This is a genomic window from Demequina sp. NBRC 110057 (genome assembly GCF_002090175.1).
GTDB lineage: Bacteria > Actinomycetota > Actinomycetes > Actinomycetales > Demequinaceae > Demequina.
Genome location: NZ_BBRN01000004.1, coordinates 19,260 through 36,304 on the forward strand (window position 1 = coordinate 19,260; position 17,045 = coordinate 36,304).

Here is a 17,045-nt window from a genome sequence, read left to right on the forward strand (position 1 = left end):
GACGGTTCTAGACTCGCCATCATGACGACGACGCCGGACATCAAGCCCCGTTCACGACAGGTCACCGATGGCATCGAGGCCACGGCCTCGCGCGGCATGCTGCGCGCCGTGGGCCTCGGCGACGAGGACTTCGCCAAGCCCCAGATTGGCATCGCGAGTTCCTGGAACGAGATCACCCCCTGCAACCTGTCGCTGCAGCGCCTCGCCCAGGCCTCCAAGAACGGCGTCCACGCCGGCGGCGGTTACCCGCTCGAGTTCGGCACCATCTCCGTGTCCGACGGCATCTCGATGGGCCACGAGGGCATGCACTTCTCCCTCGTGTCCCGCGACGTCATCGCCGACTCGGTCGAGACCGTCATGATGGCCGAGCGCCTCGACGGGTCCGTCCTGCTCGCCGGCTGTGACAAGTCGCTGCCCGGCATGCTGATGGCCGCCGCGCGCCTCGACCTTGCCTCGGTGTTCCTCTACGCCGGCTCGATCATGCCCGGCCACGTCAAGCTGTCCGACGGCACCGAGAAGGACGTCACCGTCATCGACGCCTTCGAGGCCGTGGGCGCGTGCCAGCGCGGGCTGATGTCCGAGGAGGACAGGCTCGCGATCGAGAAGGCGATTTGCCCCGGCGAGGGTGCCTGCGGCGGCATGTACACCGCCAACACGATGGCCTCCGTGGGTGAGGCGCTCGGCATGTCGCTTCCCGGCTCGGCGGCGCCGCCCTCGGCCGACCGCCGCCGCGACTACTACGCCCACAAGTCGGGCGAGGCGGTCGTCAACATGCTGCGCAAGGGCATCACCGCGCGCCAGATCATGACCAAGGAGGCGTTCGAGAACGCGATCGCCGTGGTGATGGCCTTCGGCGGCTCGACCAACGCGGTCCTGCACCTGCTCGCCATCGCGAACGAGGCCGAGGTGGACCTCACGCTCGACGACTTCTCGCGCGTCGCGGACCGCACGCCGCACCTGGGTGACCTCAAGCCCTTCGGCCGCTTCGTCATGAACGACGTGGACCGCGTGGGCGGCGTGCCTGCCGTCATGAAGTCGCTGCTCGACGAGGGCCTCATGCACGGCGACACCCTGACCGTGACCGGCAAGACGCTGGGGGAGAACCTCGAGGAGCTGAACCCCAAGAAGATCGACGGTCGCGTCATCCGCAACCTCAACAACCCGATCCACAAGACCGGCGGCATCACCATCCTCAAGGGCTCGCTCGCCCCCGAGGGCGCGGTCGTCAAGTCCGCTGGCTTCGACAACGACGTGTTCGAGGGCACCGCTCGCGTGTTCAACCGCGAGCGTGCCGCGCTCGACGCGTTGGCCGATGGCACCATCACCGCCGGGGACGTGGTCGTCATCCGCTACGAGGGCCCCAAGGGCGGCCCCGGCATGCGCGAGATGCTCGCCATTACTGGCGCCATCAAGGGGGCCGGCCTGGGCAAGGACGTGCTGCTCGTGACCGATGGTCGCTTCTCCGGCGGCACCACCGGCCTGTGCGTGGGTCACATGGCGCCCGAGGCTGTCGATGGCGGTCCTGTCGCATTCGTCAAGGACGGCGACAAGATCCGCCTCGACGTGAAGAACAAGACGCTCGACCTGCTGGTGGACGAGGAGGAGCTCGCGGCGCGCGCCGAAGGCTGGGAGCCGCTTCCCCCCGTCTACACGCGCGGCGTGCTCGCCAAGTACGCGAAGCTCGTGCAGTCCGCGTCGACGGGCGCCGTGCTGCGCTAACGCCTGACGTTCACGAGGGCCCCGGGGTGATCCCCGGGGCCCTCGTGCGTCTCGGCGCGCTGGGCCTGCCTCGTGCCGCGCGCCCCAGTGGTCACCCATGGCGCGCTCGTCGGTGCGTGTGTGTCCTAGTGGGCGGTGACGGTCTCGGTGCTGCCTCACCGCAGCGCACCGCCGTCTCACCAGGGCACGCCATCGTCTCACTATTCAAGATGGTGAACCACAATGTGAGATTCGTTGTCCAGATGGTGACATCGCCCGAAAAGCGGGCGTACGCTTCAAGACATGCAGACGATTCTCGTACTTAGCTGGCGCGCGGACACCTAGTCCACGTCAGGCACCGTCCGCGCGCAGACCCCGACAGCCACCACGGCCGAGGGGTTTTTCCATGCGAGGCGGATGCGAGAGCCGCCTCACGATCAACGAAGAAACGGGAGAGAAGATGGCACAGGTCAGGGCCCCCAAGCCTTCGGCGCTGGCGACGCCCCAGGCGGGACGCACCGCGCCCGCCGGCGGCACCGCGCCCGCCACTACCGGCCAGGAGATGACCGGCGCTCAGGCGATCATCAAGAGCCTTGAGATGGCCGGAGCGACCGACGTCTTCGGACTTCCCGGCGGCGCCATCCTTCCTACGTACGACCCGCTGATGGACTCGACGACGCTGCGCCACATCCTGGTGCGTCACGAGCAGGGCGCCGGCCACGCCGCCCAGGGCTACGCCCACGCGACCGGCAAACCTGGCGTCTGCATTGCGACCTCGGGCCCCGGCGCCACCAATCTGGTGACGCCCATCGCCGACGCGAACATGGACTCGATCCCCATGGTGGCGATCACTGGCCAGGTCGCGGCGTCGCTCATCGGCACCGACGGGTTCCAGGAGGCCGACATCGTCGGCATCACGCAGCCCATCACCAAGCACAACGTGCTGGTGACGGACCCGCAGGAGATCCCGCAGGCCATCGCGGAGGCGTTCTACATCGCCACCCACGGCCGCCCCGGCCCGGTGCTGGTGGACATCGCCAAGTCGGCGCAGCAGGCGACCATGAACTTCCAGTGGCCCGAGCGCATCGAGCTGCCCGGCTTCAACTCCGGAGCCCGTCCCCACGCGAAGACCGTGCAGGAGGCCGCGCGCCTGCTCGCCACCGCTCGTCGCCCCGTGCTCTACGTGGGCGGCGGCGTGATCCGTTCCGGCGCATCGGCCGGCCTGCGCAAGCTGACCGACCTGTCCGGCGCCGCCGTCGTGACCACGCTGATGGCCCGCGGCGCGCTTCCCGACTCGCACCCGCAGCACCTGGGCATGCCCGGCATGCACGGCACCGTCGCGGCCGTCGCGGCGCTGCAGAAGGCCGACCTCGTGGTGGCCCTGGGCGCCCGCTTCGACGACCGCGTGACCGGCAAGTTGTCGAGCTTCGCCCCGCACGCGACCATCGTGCACGCGGACATCGACCCCGCCGAGATCGGCAAGAACCGTGCCGTCGACGTGCCGATCGTGGGCGACCTCAAGGAGGTCTTCGAGGCCCTGGTGCCCGCCCTCGCGGCCGAGCACCAGCAGCACGGCAAGCCCGACCTCGAGGCCTGGTGGGCTCAGTTGGACGACTGGCGCTCCACGTACGGCCTGGGGTTCACCCGCACCGACGACGGACTGTCCAGCCCCCAGCACGTCATCCAGCGCCTGGGCGAGATCTCCGGCCCCGACTCGATCTTCACGTCGGGCGTGGGCCAGCACCAGATGTGGGCCAGCCAGTTCATCAAGTACGAGCGCCCCAACTCGTGGATCAACTCCGGGGGACTGGGCACCATGGGCTTCTCGGTCCCCGCGGCCATGGGCGCCAAGGTGGGCGAGCCCGACCGCACCGTGTGGGCGATCGACGGCGACGGCTGCTTCCAGATGACCAATCAGGAGCTGGTCACCTGCGCCATCAACGAGATCCCCATCAAGGTGGCGATCATCAACAACTCGTCGCTGGGCATGGTGCGCCAGTGGCAGACCCTGTTCTACAACGAGCGGTACTCCAACACGGACCTGCACACCGGCCACGGCACCCAGCGCATCCCCGACTTCGTGAAGCTCGGCGAGGCGATGGGCTGCGTGGGCCTGCGCTGCGAGTCCGATGCGGACGTGGACGCGACGATTAAGCGCGCCATGGAGATCGACGACCAGCCCGTGGTCGTGGACTTCACGGTGTCGCGTGACGCCATGGTGTGGCCGATGGTCGCCGCAGGCACCAGCAATGACGAGATCCAGTACGCCCGCGGCATCGCCCCCGAGTGGGACCGCGGCGAGGAGGAGTAAAGATGACCACTCACACCCTCTCGGTGCTCGTCGAGAACAAGCCTGGCGTGCTCGCGCGCGTCTCCGGCCTGTTCAGCCGCCGCGCCTTCAACATTCACTCGCTCGCCGTGGGCCAGACGGAGTACCCCGAGATCTCCAGGATCACGGTGGTCGTCGACGTCGACGAGCTCCCGCTCGAGCAGGTCACCAAGCAGCTCAACAAGCTGGTGCACGTGCTCAAGATCGTGGAGCTCGAGCGCGACAAGTCCGTCCAGCGAGACCTCATCCTGGTGAAGGTCAGGGCCGATGCCCGCCAGCGTGCCGACGTGCTGCAGATCGTCGACCTCTTCCGCGCCCACGTGGTCGACGTCAGCCCCGACTCGCTCGTCATCGAGGCCGTCGGAGCCCCCGACAAGCTTCAGGCGCTGCTTGCGGCGCTCAAGCCCCACGACATCCGCGAGATCGTCCAGTCGGGCACCGTGGCCATCGGCCGTGGTCCCCGCTCGATCACCGAGCGCGCCTTCGAGCGCGTGTCCGCATAACTCATTTCAGGCGGCCGATGCCTCGGCCGGCTTTCGTACCCCACGCAAGAATTCCCTACTGAAGGAGTAAGTCCAGCATGGCTGAGATGTTCTACGACGACGATGCCAACCTTGAGCTCATCCAGGGCAAGAAGGTCGCGATTGTCGGCTACGGCTCGCAGGGTCACGCCCACGCGCAGAACCTGCGCGACTCGGGTGTCGAGGTGCGCGTCGCGCTGCGCGAGGGCTCCAAGTCCGTCGAGAAGGCCGAGAACGACGGCTTCACCGTCAACTCCGTCGCCGACGCCGCGCAGTGGGCGGACCTCATCATGATCCTCGCGCCGGACCAGCACCAGCGCACCATCTACAACGACGAGATCAAGCCCCACCTGACCGAGGGCAAGACCCTCGCGTTCGCGCACGGTTTCAACATCCGCTTCGGCTACATCGACGCCCCCGAGGGCGTGGACGTCATCCTCATCGCCCCCAAGGCCCCCGGCCACACCGTGCGCCGCGAGTACGTCGCGGGCCGCGGCATCCCGGACATCATCGCCGTCGAGCGTGACGCCTCCGGCCAGGCCTGGGACGTCGCCAAGTCGTACGCGAAGGGCATCGGCGGCACCCGCGCCGGCGTCATCAAGACCACCTTCACCGAGGAGACCGAGACCGACCTGTTCGGCGAGCAGGCCGTCCTGTGCGGTGGCACGTCGCAGCTGGTCCAGTACGGCTTCGAGACCCTCACCGAGGCCGGCTACCAGCCCGAGATCGCCTACTTCGAGGTGCTCCACGAGCTCAAGCTCATCGTCGACCTCATGTGGGAGGGCGGCATCACCAAGCAGCGCTGGTCGGTGTCCGACACCGCCGAGTACGGCGACTACGTCTCGGGCCCGCGCGTTATCACCCCGGAGGTGAAGGAGAACATGAAGGCCGTGCTCGCCGACATCCAGTCCGGTGCGTTTGCCAAGCGCTTCATCGACGACCAGGACAACGGCGGCGCCGAGTTCAAGGAGCTGCGCGCCAAGGGCGAGGGTCACCCCATCGAGGAGACCGGCCGCGAGCTGCGCAAGCTGTTCGCCTGGAAGGACGACGTGGACGCGGACTACGTGGACGGTCAGACCGCCCGATGACCGCGACCTACAAGCTGGCGCTCGTTCCGGGCGACGGCATCGGCCCCGAGGTTGTCGCGGAAGGCCTCAAGTGCCTCGCCGCCGCGACCGAGGGCACCGATATCGCCTTCGAGACGACCGACTTCAACCTGGGTGCGCAGCGCTGGCACGCCACCGGTGAGACCCTCACCGACGGCGACCTCGAGGCGATCCGCGAGCACGACGTGATCCTGCTGGGCGCCATCGGCGACCCCAGTGTGCCGTCGGGTGTGCTCGAGCGCGGCGTGCTGCTGCCGCTGCGCTTTGCGCTCGACCAGTACGTCAACCTGCGTCCCAGCCGCCTGTACCCGGGCGAGGTATCGCCGCTGCGCGACGTCACCGAGGTCGACTTCGTGGTGGTCCGCGAGGGCACCGAGGGTCCCTATGTGGGCAACGGCGGCGCGCTGCGGGTGAACACCCCGCACGAGATCGCCACCGAGGTCTCGGTGAACACGCGTCACGGCGTGGAGCGCGTGGTCCGCTACGCGTTCGAGGTCGCCTCGAAGCGTGACCGCAAGCAGCTGACCCTGGTGCACAAGCACAACGTGCTGGTGCACGCCGGTCACCTGTGGCGCCGCACGGTCGAGGAGGTGGCGCCGGAGTTCCCCGACGTCACCTGGGACTACCTGCACATCGACGCCGCGACGATCGTCATGACCACCAACCCCGGTCGCTTCGACGTCATCGTGACGGACAACCTGTTCGGTGACATCCTCACCGACCAAGCCGCCGCGATCTCCGGGGGCATCGGCCTTGCCGCCTCGGGCAACGTCAACCCTGACAAGACCGCGCCGTCGATGTTCGAGCCCGTTCACGGCTCGGCCCCTGACATCGCGGGGCAGGGGATTGCCGACCCGTCGGCCACGGTCCTGTCGGTCGCGCTCATGCTCGACTTCCTGGGCTACCCCGAGCTCGCCGCGAAGGTAGAGGCCGCGGTAGCGGCTGACGCCGCCGCGAAGGGCGACGCCAAGCGCAACACGGCCGAGGTCGGAGACGCCCTCGCCGCCCGCATTCGCGGATAGAATTTCGGGCCGATGCTGTGGCCGACTCCCGTAGCCGGCCACAGCATCGGCCATCCGCACCACCCCTGATCCACGCTGGCGGGACATGAGTGTCACTTCCGCGCAGAAAGTGACACTCATGTCCCGCCAGGAGACACCAGAAAGGCTCTGACGTGACCGACACCGCCGCACCGTCCACCGCGGGAGCCTTCGAGGTACGCCCCAACGCGCACGCGCTCACTCCCGAGGCGCGCGCTGGCGCGCTGAAGGACCTGGCGTTCGGCGTCCAGTTCACCGACCACATGGCCCGCATGCAGTTCCGCGACGGCCAGTGGCACGACCGCCGCGTCGAGGCCTACGGACCGCTGCAGATGGACCCCGCGGCGGCGGTGCTCCACTACGCGCAGGAGATCTTCGAGGGCCTCAAGGCCTACCGCTGGGCCGACGGCTCCATCCACCTGTTCCGCCCCGAGGCGAACGCGGAGCGCTTCCGCAAGTCCGCCTACCGGCTGGCGCTTCCCGACCTCGCCGTCGAGGACTTCATCGGCGCCATCGAGGCGCTCATCGAGACGGACCACGAGTGGGTTCCCGGCGTCGAGGAGTCCAGCCTCTACCTGCGCCCCTTCATGTTTGCCTCCGAGGCGTTCCTGGGCGTGCGGCCCGCCGCGACCGTCGACTTCCTGGTGATCGCCTCGCCCGTGGGCGCGTACTTCTCGGGCGGCGTGAAGCCCGTGTCGATCTGGGTCGCGCAGGGCTTCCACCGCGCGGGCCCCGGCGGCACCGGCGACGCCAAGTGCGGCGGCAACTACGCCGCGAGCCTCCTCCCGCAGCAGCAGGCGTACGCCAACGGCTGCCAGCAGGTGCTGTTCCTCGACGCGAAGGACGACCGCTACCTCGAGGAGCTCGGCGGCATGAACGTCTATGTGGTGCGCCGCGACGGCACCGTCGAGACGCCGCGCCTGACCGGCACCATCCTTGAGGGCATCACGCGCTACTCCGTGAACCAGCTGCTCGAGGACGACGGCCGCAAGGTCATCGAGAAGGACATCACGCTCGATGAGGTGCGCACCGGCATCGAGTCCGGCGACATCACGGAGATCTTCGCGTGCGGCACCGCCGCCGTGGTCACCCCCGTGGGCCGTCTCGCGTCGCCCGACTTCGACGTCACCGTGGGTGACGGGGAGGCCGGCACCGTCACGATGGACATTCGCCGCCGCCTCACCGACATCCAGTACGGCCGCGCCGAGGACGTTTACGGCTGGATGCGCCGGGTCAAGTAGTCCGCGCGCCCCTTGGCGGCGGCCGATGTGGTGGTCGCCTTCGCGCGCATGGCACGCTGTGTCCATGAAGATGGCTGGCGGCGCCCTGGTGTTCCTCGCCGAGCTGGGGATGCTCGTGGGCCTTGCCTGGTGGGGCCTGCTCGCGTTCGACGGGGCGGCATCGTGGGCGGTGGGCGTCGGCCTTCCCGTGGTCGTCATGGTCGTGTGGAGCGTGTTCCTCGCGCCCAAGGCAGTGCTGCCTCCGCCGCGGCCGGTCCAGATCTCCGTCCGACTCCTCCTGTTGCTCACGGGAGCGGCGGCCTACTGGGCCGTGGGCGTTCCCGCGCTGGCGGGTCTCCAGGCGCTGCTTGCCGTCGGAGGGACCGTCATGGCGGCACGGGGGAGCGGCCCGGACTGGGATGAATTGGAGGCCCGGCGCGGCCGGTAGGCGCGAGCCTCAGAATCGGCGCAGAATCATCCTCTGGTAGGACCTACGTCGGCGTAACTTACGTATGCGTAGGTTAGGCTGAAGCATGGCTCAGAACGAGATGATCGCCCCCGGTCTCGCGACCGTCGACGACCGCTTCCACCTCGCCGCGATGCTCCGCGCACGCGCGACCGCGAACCCCGTCGGGGCCTTCGCCGAGGTGAAGGATTCCGAGGGTGCCTGGCGCCCCGTGTCCCTGGGCGAGTTTCACGATCAGGTCCGCGCCGTCGCCAAGGGCCTCGTCGCCTCGGGCGTGTCCGTCGGGGACCGCGTGGGCATCATGGGCGACACCAGCCTCGAGTGGTCGGTGCTGGACTTCGCGATCCTGACCGCGGGTGGTGTCACCGTCCCGATCTACCCCTCGTCGTCGGCCTCGCAGTGCGAGTGGATCCTCGACGACGCCGGCGTCACGGTGGTAGGCGTCGAGACCGACGCCAATCGCGATATGCTCGCCGACCTCGAGGACGCCCCCACGCTGATCGCGCTGAGTGCCGCGGGTCTCGACGAGATCGCCGCCTCGGGCGCCGCCGTCACCGACGCCGACCTCGACTCCCGCACGGAGGACGTGCGCCTGGACGACCTCGCGTCGATCATCTACACCTCGGGCACCACGGGACGCCCCAAGGGCGCCATGCTCACGCACCGCAACCTCGTGGAGCACTCGGCGAACATCCAGCTCGACCCTGACTTCGGCGGCTTCGTTGCTGGTGAGACGCGCGTCCTGCTGTTCCTGCCGCTCGCGCACGTGTTCGCGCGCCTCGCGATGGTGCTCGCGCTGTACTCGGGCTCCGTCATCGGCTTCACGCCCAACCACCGCACCCTCGTGGACGACCTTGCGCAGTTCAAGCCCACCTGGATGCCCCTGGTGCCGCGCGTCTTCGAGACCATCTACAACCGCGCCGACACCTCGATGCACGGCATCAAGAAGGTGCTGTTCCGCTGGTCGGCAAAGGTGGCGCGCGAGATGTCCCGTGCCCAGGAGACTGGCGGCCCCTCCGCGGGCCTCAAGGCGCGCTACGCCATCGCCGACCGCCTGGTGCTGTCGAAGATCCGCGCGCTGCTGGGCGGCAACCTCGAGTACGTCCTCGCCGGCGGCGCCAAGCTCACGGCAAACATCGGCCACTACTTCCGCGGCCTCGGCCTCACCGTCATGCAGGGCTACGGACTCACCGAGACCACCGCCGCAGTGATCGGCACGCCCGAGACTGGCCAGGTCATGGGCACGGTGGGGCGTCCCATCGCCGGCTGTGCCATCAAGGTGGATGACGACGGCGAGATCCTCGCCAAGGGCATCGGCCTGTTCTCCGGGTACTGGAATGCGGCCGATGCGACGGCGCAGGTTATGCACGACGGCTGGTTCGCCACGGGTGACCTGGGTGAGGTGGTGGACGGCAACATCGTCATCACGGGCCGCAAGAAGGAACTCCTAGTGCTGTCCTCTGGCAAGAACATCCAGCCCGCGGTGCTCGAGGACTTCCTGCGCTCCCACCCGGCCATCCAGGACTCCGTGGTGGTGGGCGACGGACGCCACTTCGTATCCGCCATGGTGACGCTCGACCCCGTGCTGCTTCCCGCGTGGCTCGCCGCTCACGACCTGCCGGAGATGGACCTCGAGACCGCATCGGTCAACGAGAAGGTGCGCGAGCTCATCGGCCGCGCCATCGCCTCCGCGAACGAGCAGGTCTCCAAGGCCGAGGCGATCAAGGAGTTCCGTATCCTCCCGCGCGAGTTCACCGAGGCTCGCGAGGAGGTCACGGCGTCGCTCAAGATTCGCCGAGCCGTCGTGATGGAGCACTTCTCCGATGTCGTCGAGTCGATTTACGCGAAGAAGAAGCGCGCCTGAGCCCTCGGACGTTCACACCACTATGAAGACGATCGTCATCACCGGAGCCAGCGACGGCATCGGCGCCGCCGCCGCGCGAGAACTGACCCGCCGCAAGCACCGCGTCGTGATCGTGGGGCGCGATGCGGACAAGACCGCGCGCGTGGCCCAGGAGACCGGTGCGGAGTACCACGTCGCCGACTTCGCCGACCTGGCCCAGGTGCGCTCCCTTGCCGCCACCCTGGTGGAGCGCCACCCGCGTATCGACGTGCTCGCGAATAACGCCGGCGGCGTCATGGGGGAGCGGTCGGTCACGGTCGACGGCTTCGAGAAGACCTTCCAGATCAACCACCTCGCGCCGTTCCTGCTGACGCGCGAGCTCCTGCCCGCACTGGAGGCCGCGCAGGCGACAGTCATCCAGACGTCGAGCATGGCGGCGCGGCTTTATGCCGACCTCGACCTTGGCGACCTCCAGAGCGAGGACGGCTACTCGGCCATGCGGGCCTACGGCAATGCCAAGCTCGCCAACATCCTCTTCACCGAAGAGCTCCAGCGCCGCCACGGGGACACGCTTGCCGCGGTCTCCTTCCACCCCGGTCTCGTCGGCACCAACTTCGCCTCCGAGGCCCGCGGCGCGACCCACTTCTTCTACCACGGGCCCCTCAAGCGAATCCTGATGCGGACCCCCGCCCAGGGCGCCGATCAGCTCATCTGGCTCGCCGGCGGGACCCCCGGTGCGACCTTCGAGCCGGGCAGGTATTACGTCGACCGCAAGGTCGCCACGAAGGTCAACCCGATGGTCGGAGACGCGACCGTCGCGGCCGAACTCTGGGAACGTTCCGAGGACCTTCTCGACCACTAGGGGCCTGCCTACCAGGCAGGATGCGACGGGTGGAATTTTCCACCCGGGATCCGTGGTTGAATCGCCACATGAACGCCCCCACCCACAGCACGCTGTCCATGCCCGCGCTCCGCGCGATGTGCATGCCGTGTTGTCGCGGCGTCATGATGCGCTCCTGCTGACCGGACACACGGCTACCCGCCACCCCGTCACCTGAGCCCGGCCGCCCGGCTCTGAGCCGCATCGGCCACCCCGTCGCCCCGCGCGACCCTGGCTTGTCGCCATCCCCCCCCTGACATCACGTCACCGCACGCATCGGCGTGCGTCCGGCGCGGCCGTCGCCATCCGCGCCGGCCCACCGTCACCACCAATGAAGGAAGATTCATGAACCTCCGTCTCGCCCTGCCCGTCACCCTCGTCGCCTCCTCGCTGGTGCTCGCCGCGTGCTCCACCGACGCCGACGAGGCGACCAGCGACTCGTCCGCCGCCGCGGCCACCGACACCTCGCTGACCGACGTCCAGGACGCCGGCGTGATCGTCGTCGGCACCGAGGGCACCTACCGCCCCTTCACCTTCCACGCCGACGGCTCTGGCGACCTCACCGGCTACGACGTCGAGGTGGCTCGCGCCGTCGCCGACCAGCTGGGCGTCGAGGTTCAGTTCGAGGAGACCCAGTGGGACGCGCTGCTCACCGGACTCGAGGCGGGCCGCTTCGACGCGGTCTTCAACCAGGTGGGCATCACCCCCGAGCGCGAGGGCACCTACACGTTCTCGACGCCCTACACCTACTCGAACGGCGTGCTCGTGACGACGGCCGACAACACCGACATCGCCTCCTTCGACGACCTTGAGGGCCGCACGCTCGCCCAGTCGCTCACCTCCGCGTTCGGCCAGCAGGCCAAGGACGCCGGCGCGAACATCGAGGCCGTCGAGGGCTGGGCGCAGTCCGTCGAGCTGCTCCAGCAGGGTCGCGTCGAGGCCACCATCAACGACAAGCTCACGTGGCTCGACTACGTCACCACCCACGGCGAGAACGGCCTGAAGGTCGCCGCGGAGACGGACGACTTCTCGCGCAGCGCCGTGGCCCTCGCCGGTGGCGACCAGGCCCTCGCGGACGCGATCTCTGACGCCCTCGCGACGCTGTCCGAGAACGGTACGCTCGCCGAGATCTCCGGCGAGTTCTTCGGTGACGACGTCTCGGTGGAGCCCGCCGCCTGATGAGTATCGACTGGCCCCTGTTCTGGGACTCGGCGGGACCGCTCGCGGCCGCCGCGGTCGCCGTCACCATCCCGCTCGCGATCCTCTCGTTCGCGATCGGCATGGTGCTGGCGATCGCGGCAGCGCTGGCCCGCCTGTCCCGCAACCGCCTGCTCGCCGGCGTGGCGCGCCTGTACATCTCCGTGATCCGTGGCACCCCGCTGTTGGTGCAGCTGTTCGTGGTGTTCTACGGGCTGCCGTCGCTGGGGATCACCATCGATCCGTGGCCCTCGGCCGTCATCGCGCTGTCGCTCAACGTGGGCGGCTACGCGGCTGAGGTGGTGCGTGCGGCTGTCCTGTCGGTGGACAAGGGCCAGTGGGAGGCCGCCTACATGGTGGGGATGCCGCGCCGCACGGCGCTGCGCAGGGTGATCCTGCCGCAGGCCGCGCGGGTCGCGGTGCCCCCGCTGTCCAACACCTTCATCTCGCTGGTGAAGGACACGTCGCTCACCTCGCTGATCCTGGTGGGCGAAATGTTCCGCAAGGCGCAGGAGATCGCGGCCTTCACCCAGGAGTTCATGCTGTTGTACGTCGAGGCGGGCCTGATCTACTGGGTCATCTGCCTCGCGCTGTCCACGGGCCAGAGCGCCCTCGAGAGGAGGCTCGACCGCCATGTCGCCGTCGCCCGCTAAGTCCCTGCTGTCGGTGTCCGCCGTCTCCAAGGCATTCGGCGATCACCAGGTGCTGCGCGCCGTCGACCTCGAGGTCGCGCGCGGCGAGGTGGTCGCGATCATCGGCGCCTCCGGCTCCGGCAAGACCACGCTGCTGCGCAGCCTCAACGGCCTCGAGACGCCCGATGCCGGGGTCATCACCGCGGGTGACGTCGCCGTGGACTTCGGTGCCCTCGCGGCGGCGAAGCCGTCGGCCGCTGACCGCCAGCGCGCCGCGCTGCGCGACAAGTCAGCGATGGTGTTCCAGCACTACCACCTCTTCCCGCATCGGACCGTCCTGCAGAACGTCACCGAGGGGCCCATCGTCGTTCAGAAGCGGCCGCGCGAGGAGGCCGAGCGCGAGGCCTACTCGCTCCTGAAGCGCGTGGGCCTGGCCGACAAGGCCGACGCCTACCCGCACCAGTTGTCCGGCGGACAGCAGCAGCGCGTGGGAATCGTCCGTGCGCTCGCCCTGAAGCCCGCGCTGCTGCTCTTCGACGAGCCCACCTCGGCCCTGGACCCCGAACTCGTGGGGGACGTGCTGCTGCTCATGCGCGACCTCGCCGCGGAGGGGTGGACCATGGTGGTCGTGACGCATGAGCTGCAGTTCGCGCGCGAGGTTGCCACGCAGGTGGCATTCCTCGATGCGGGAAGTGTGCTGGAGGTCGGCCCGCCCGCGCAGGTGCTCGGCGAGCCTCGCGAGGAGCGCACGCGCCAGTTCGTGAGGCGGCTGACGCACCCGATGTAGCCCGTGCGTCCCTGTGGGCGCTCGCGGCGCGTTTTCGTGCCGCGACGCGCCCCAGTGGACCCTCGCGGTGGAATCCTCTCCGCACGCCAGACGTTGCCCACCCAAGGCAACCGAAGGAGTGACGATGCAGGTGAAGGATCTGTCCCTGGCCAGCCCCGACATCGCCGACGGAGAGCGGATCGACGACCGCTTCGCCGGCCAGGAGGGCTCCGTGACGCCGCGCATGGTGGTCTCCGGGATCCCCGAGGGCACGGTCGAGCTCGCACTGATCTGCCACGATCCCGACGCTCCGCTGCCCGCGGGATTCACCCACTGGACCCTGTACGGGATCCCGGCCGTCGAGGGCGAGATCGACGTGACGGCCGCCAGGCCGGGACCGAACGATGACGGGGGAGCGGGCTATGTGGGTCCCTTCCCTCCCGCAGGCCACGGCGATCATCGCTACTACTTCTGGGTCTACGCGCTGAGCGAGCCCGTCGACGGCGAGCCCACACGGTCGGGGTTCCTCCACCACAGCGCCGATGCGGTCATCGAGCAGGCGCGCCTAACCGGGACCTACTCGGCGTAGGCGCGCCCCATGGCCAGGGTGCGAGACCAGGGTCGCTACGACGCGGCTGAACGCGCGATGTGGGCCGCCCGCGGCATCGAGCCGCGCGAGCATCGGGTCCCCGTCGGGACTGGTGCGGTACGGGTGCTGGAGCATGGTGCGGGCCGCGACGTCGTGTTCGTTCACGGCACCCCGTCCGCGGGAGGGATGTTCGCGCCTCTCATCGAGCAGACGCGCGGCGTCCGCGCGCTCGTGGTGGACCGCCCGGGCTGCGGCGGCAGCGATCCCGTGGACTGGGGCCGCGGCGCGACGGCGCTGCGGGCCGCCGCCTCGGGCTTTCTCGCCGCTACCGTCTCGGCGCTCGCGGACGGGCCGGTGGACCTCGTCGGAAGCTCCGCCGGGGCGATGCCCGTGCTGTTGCTGGCGGCCACCCGGCCGGACCTCGTGCGGTCGGTGACCCTCGAAGGCGCCCCTGCCGTGCGCGGCATGCGGCTGCCCTGGCACATGCGTGCCGCGACCGTGGCCCCCGTGGCGAGCGTCGTCGGGCGCTTCCCCTTGGGAGAGCGCGAAATACGCAGGTTGCTGCGCATCATCGGCCATGGGCCGGCGCTGAAGCGTGGCGCCCTGGGCGACGAGGATTTCGCGTGGCGCGTCGCCCTGGCACGGGACACTCCGACGTACGCCAACGACCTCGCCCTCATGCGCGCGGTCGCATCCTGGCGCGGGCTGCGTCGAGGCTGGGCGGTCGGCGCCGATGACCTCGCCGCCGTGGGGATGCCACTGCTGTGGATCATCGGCGATCGCGACCCCTTCGCGTCGGAACAGCGCGTGCGTGACTGGGCTTCCGGTGTGCCGTCGAGCACGGTCTGCGTCCGCCCGGGCGAGGGCCACATGCCGTGGATCGATGCTCCCGACGAGCACGCACGCCTCCTCGAGCGCTGGTGGGCCACCGTGCCGGTGGTGGTCGCCTGACGTCGCACCCCGCGCTACGGTGGGCGCACCGGCGGCGACGATGCCTGCCGGAAGGGGGAATGCGATGACGCACGTCGACCAGGCGCGAGGTAACCGGCGCGGGTGGCGCGGTTTTTGGGAAGTCGGCGGGCTCTGGCGCGCGCTCGCCGCGGCAGGGATCTTTGTGGTCGTCACCTTCGGCATGGGATGGCTGCTGCCGGTTCTCACCGGTGTCGAGGCGGAGGCCGATGCCACACTCGGCGGGTTCTGGACCATGGCTGTCGGCGGAATTCTTCCTCCGGCGATCGCGGGAATCGTCACGCTCCTGCTCGTGCGCTCCCTGGGATGGACGCGGGAGATCTTCGGGCCGCAGCCCGTGCGGTTCCGTCGCCGCGGCCTGTGGATCGGCCTGGGCCTCATCGTGGCGTTGCTGGCCGTACGTCTGGTGATCGTCGACTATGGGTCGATCTCGCTGGGCACCATCGGCCTTCTCGCGGTCTTCGTGGCATGTGTGGGTTTCTCCGAGGAACTCGCCTTCCGAGGTGTCGTCACGCAACTGCTGCGCCGCGGAGGCGATCGAGAGCGCGATGTCGCGCTGGGCGCCTCAGCGATCTTTGCGCTCGTGCACGTTGGCAACTGGGTGGGGCTCGAAGGGCTCAGCCCGATCAACGGCATCGGCATCGTCTTTCAACTCGTTTTCGCGTTTGCCTGCGGCGTGCTCTTCCACGTGGTCCTCGTGCTGACGGGGCGGCTCGTGTGGCCGATGGTCCTGCACGCCGCCATCGACTTCGCCTCGCTGGCGGTCGTGGCGCAAGGGGTGGACCTCCTGCCGGGAGAGGGCGCGGTGGGAGCGGCTCTTACGGTCATCTTCACCCTCATGGCGGTCGTGATCGGCATCACGATGCTGTTTCTGATCGACGGGCGCGTGGGGCGTGAGGCGTACGGCCTGCCCGAGCCCGACCCGGAGCGCGCTCAGACGACGTCGTAAACCAGCGTCACCTGGCCGGTCTCGAGGGGAGTGGCCGACACGAGGTTGAGGCGTCGCCGCGTGAAGTCGAGATCCCACAGCGGAATCCCCTGGCCGATGGCCACCGGCGTCACGCGAAGCCTCACCTCGTCGACGCGGCCGGCCTCCATGAGCGTGCTCGCGAGTTGGAGGCTTCCCCACAGGATGATGTCGCGGCCGTAGCTCTCCTTGAGACGGTCCGCGGTGGCGATGGGGTCGCCGGGCTCGACCGTTGCGGGGGAGTGGTCGCCCCACGGCGCCTCGGGCAGAGTCGAGGAGACGATGTGTTTGGGGAGGTGGTTGATGGGCTCCGCCAAGGGATCGGCCGATGCGGTGGGCCAGTAGGCGATGAACATCCGGTACGTCGTGGCGCCGAGCAGGATCGCGTCGGTGTGTTCCAGCTCGCCGAGTGCCTGCTCCACCATCGGGCCCGGCTCGGACACCGAGCCATCCACCCAATCGAGTTCGCCGCCCGGCCCTGCCGCGAACCCGTCGGCGGTGACGTGCTGTTCGACGATGAGACGTCCCATGCTTCGCAGGGTACGTCCGGCGCGTCGGTGGCGCTCTGTGAGAGGCTGGCGCCGGACCTGCATCGCGGGAGGTGTGCGTGGAATTCGAACCGGTAGACATCAGGATCACGCTTGCCGTCGTCGCGGGCGGCCTCGGGCTGGTGGCGGCCTGGATGGGCGAGTGGCTGCTTGTCGCGGTCGCGGCGCTTGCCGCAGGCAATGCCGTCAGGCAGGTGGTGCGCGAACGGCGCGAGAAATCGAAGCGCCACGGCCCCGATGTGGAGGATGCAGGGGCCGACGCGCCGCATTAAGG

General features: G+C 69.2%; 17 protein-coding genes. 16 read left to right on the forward strand and 1 reads right to left on the reverse strand.

Translation table 11 applies throughout. The annotated features are described in order from the left end of the window. Positions 1-21: 21 nt before the first annotated feature. From ilvD to B7K26_RS04960, 15 genes are all read left to right on the forward strand, one after another. Positions 22-1,719: a dihydroxy-acid dehydratase gene (ilvD, locus tag B7K26_RS04890; protein ID WP_084077634.1), complete on the forward strand. Its 1,698-nt coding sequence runs from the start codon at positions 22-24 to the stop codon at positions 1,717-1,719. Positions 1,720-2,158: 439 nt separating this feature from the next. Then, entirely contained in the window at positions 2,159-4,009 is a 1,851-nt protein-coding gene (locus B7K26_RS04895; protein ID WP_084077635.1) for an acetolactate synthase large subunit, read from the forward strand. 2 nt (positions 4,010-4,011) lie between these two features. After that, positions 4,012-4,530 carry an acetolactate synthase small subunit gene (ilvN, locus tag B7K26_RS04900; protein ID WP_084077636.1) on the forward strand — a complete coding sequence of 173 codons (519 nt, stop codon included), beginning with the start codon at positions 4,012-4,014 and terminating at the stop codon, positions 4,528-4,530. A 77-nt stretch (positions 4,531-4,607) separates the two neighbouring features. Continuing rightward, entirely contained in the window at positions 4,608-5,636 is a 1,029-nt protein-coding gene (ilvC, locus tag B7K26_RS04905; RefSeq protein ID WP_084077638.1) for a ketol-acid reductoisomerase, read from the forward strand. After that, entirely contained in the window at positions 5,633-6,676 is a 1,044-nt protein-coding gene (locus tag B7K26_RS04910) for a 3-isopropylmalate dehydrogenase (RefSeq protein WP_084077640.1), read from the forward strand. The genes ilvC and B7K26_RS04910 overlap by 4 nt, the downstream gene beginning before the upstream one ends. 152 nt (positions 6,677-6,828) lie before the next feature. Next, complete coding sequence (locus B7K26_RS04915) at positions 6,829-7,935, forward strand: branched-chain amino acid aminotransferase (RefSeq protein WP_084077642.1); 1,107 nt, start codon at positions 6,829-6,831, stop codon at positions 7,933-7,935. Between the two features lie 64 nt (positions 7,936-7,999). Beyond that, positions 8,000-8,362 carry a DUF2568 domain-containing protein gene (locus B7K26_RS04920; protein ID WP_159449611.1) on the forward strand — a complete coding sequence of 121 codons (363 nt, stop codon included), beginning with the start codon at positions 8,000-8,002 and terminating at the stop codon, positions 8,360-8,362. A gap of 85 nt (positions 8,363-8,447) precedes the next feature. Further along, complete coding sequence (locus B7K26_RS04925) at positions 8,448-10,244, forward strand: long-chain fatty acid--CoA ligase (protein WP_084077645.1); 1,797 nt, start codon at positions 8,448-8,450, stop codon at positions 10,242-10,244. Positions 10,245-10,266: 22 nt separating this feature from the next. After that, positions 10,267-11,085, forward strand: a complete 819-nt coding sequence (locus B7K26_RS04930) for an SDR family NAD(P)-dependent oxidoreductase (protein ID WP_084077647.1) — start codon at positions 10,267-10,269, stop codon at positions 11,083-11,085. A gap of 363 nt (positions 11,086-11,448) precedes the next feature. After that, entirely contained in the window at positions 11,449-12,282 is an 834-nt protein-coding gene (locus tag B7K26_RS04935) for an amino acid ABC transporter substrate-binding protein (RefSeq protein WP_084077649.1), read from the forward strand. Continuing rightward, positions 12,282-12,953, forward strand: a complete 672-nt coding sequence (locus tag B7K26_RS04940) for an amino acid ABC transporter permease (RefSeq protein ID WP_200810987.1) — start codon at positions 12,282-12,284, stop codon at positions 12,951-12,953. The genes B7K26_RS04935 and B7K26_RS04940 overlap by 1 nt, the downstream gene beginning before the upstream one ends. After that, positions 12,934-13,719, forward strand: coding sequence for an amino acid ABC transporter ATP-binding protein (locus B7K26_RS04945; RefSeq protein ID WP_084077651.1), 786 nt, complete (start codon positions 12,934-12,936; stop codon positions 13,717-13,719). The genes B7K26_RS04940 and B7K26_RS04945 overlap by 20 nt, the downstream gene beginning before the upstream one ends. A gap of 124 nt (positions 13,720-13,843) precedes the next feature. After that, positions 13,844-14,287 carry a YbhB/YbcL family Raf kinase inhibitor-like protein gene (locus B7K26_RS04950; protein ID WP_234998707.1) on the forward strand — a complete coding sequence of 148 codons (444 nt, stop codon included), beginning with the start codon at positions 13,844-13,846 and terminating at the stop codon, positions 14,285-14,287. 9 nt (positions 14,288-14,296) lie between these two features. After that, entirely contained in the window at positions 14,297-15,238 is a 942-nt protein-coding gene (locus B7K26_RS04955; RefSeq protein ID WP_084077654.1) for an alpha/beta fold hydrolase, read from the forward strand. Positions 15,239-15,302: 64 nt separating this feature from the next. Next, positions 15,303-16,205, forward strand: a complete 903-nt coding sequence (locus B7K26_RS04960) for a CPBP family intramembrane glutamic endopeptidase (RefSeq protein ID WP_159449612.1) — start codon at positions 15,303-15,305, stop codon at positions 16,203-16,205. Here B7K26_RS04960 and B7K26_RS04965 read toward each other — a convergent pair. Continuing rightward, complete coding sequence (locus tag B7K26_RS04965; protein WP_159449613.1) at positions 16,190-16,753, reverse strand: dihydrofolate reductase family protein; 564 nt, start codon at positions 16,751-16,753, stop codon at positions 16,190-16,192. The genes B7K26_RS04960 and B7K26_RS04965 overlap by 16 nt on opposite strands. A 77-nt stretch (positions 16,754-16,830) precedes the next feature. Between B7K26_RS04965 and B7K26_RS04970 the strand changes: the two genes are divergently transcribed. Further along, the gene (locus B7K26_RS04970; protein ID WP_084077659.1) at positions 16,831-17,043 is read left to right on the forward strand and encodes a hypothetical protein; all 213 of its coding nucleotides are present in this window, start codon (positions 16,831-16,833) and stop codon (positions 17,041-17,043) included. The last annotated feature ends 2 nt before the right edge of the window (positions 17,044-17,045 follow it).

Bases quoted from the DNA above. Each gene is read 5' to 3' on its own strand.
- ilvD (WP_084077634.1), top strand. From the start codon at position 22: ATGACGACGACGCCGGACATCAAGCCCCGTTCACGACAGGTCACCGAT.
- B7K26_RS04895 (WP_084077635.1), top strand. From the start codon at position 2,159: ATGGCACAGGTCAGGGCCCCCAAGCCTTCGGCGCTGGCGACGCCCCAG.
- ilvN (WP_084077636.1), top strand. From the start codon at position 4,012: ATGACCACTCACACCCTCTCGGTGCTCGTCGAGAACAAGCCTGGCGTG.
- ilvC (WP_084077638.1), top strand. From the start codon at position 4,608: ATGGCTGAGATGTTCTACGACGACGATGCCAACCTTGAGCTCATCCAG.
- B7K26_RS04910 (WP_084077640.1), top strand. From the start codon at position 5,633: ATGACCGCGACCTACAAGCTGGCGCTCGTTCCGGGCGACGGCATCGGC.
- B7K26_RS04920 (WP_159449611.1), top strand. From the start codon at position 8,000: ATGAAGATGGCTGGCGGCGCCCTGGTGTTCCTCGCCGAGCTGGGGATG.
- B7K26_RS04925 (WP_084077645.1), top strand. From the start codon at position 8,448: ATGGCTCAGAACGAGATGATCGCCCCCGGTCTCGCGACCGTCGACGAC.
- B7K26_RS04930 (WP_084077647.1), top strand. From the start codon at position 10,267: ATGAAGACGATCGTCATCACCGGAGCCAGCGACGGCATCGGCGCCGCC.
- B7K26_RS04935 (WP_084077649.1), top strand. From the start codon at position 11,449: ATGAACCTCCGTCTCGCCCTGCCCGTCACCCTCGTCGCCTCCTCGCTG.
- B7K26_RS04940 (WP_200810987.1), top strand. From the start codon at position 12,282: ATGAGTATCGACTGGCCCCTGTTCTGGGACTCGGCGGGACCGCTCGCG.
- B7K26_RS04945 (WP_084077651.1), top strand. From the start codon at position 12,934: ATGTCGCCGTCGCCCGCTAAGTCCCTGCTGTCGGTGTCCGCCGTCTCC.
- B7K26_RS04950 (WP_234998707.1), top strand. From the start codon at position 13,844: ATGCAGGTGAAGGATCTGTCCCTGGCCAGCCCCGACATCGCCGACGGA.
- B7K26_RS04955 (WP_084077654.1), top strand. From the start codon at position 14,297: ATGGCCAGGGTGCGAGACCAGGGTCGCTACGACGCGGCTGAACGCGCG.
- B7K26_RS04960 (WP_159449612.1), top strand. From the start codon at position 15,303: ATGACGCACGTCGACCAGGCGCGAGGTAACCGGCGCGGGTGGCGCGGT.
- B7K26_RS04965 (WP_159449613.1), bottom strand. From the start codon at position 16,753: ATGGGACGTCTCATCGTCGAACAGCACGTCACCGCCGACGGGTTCGCG.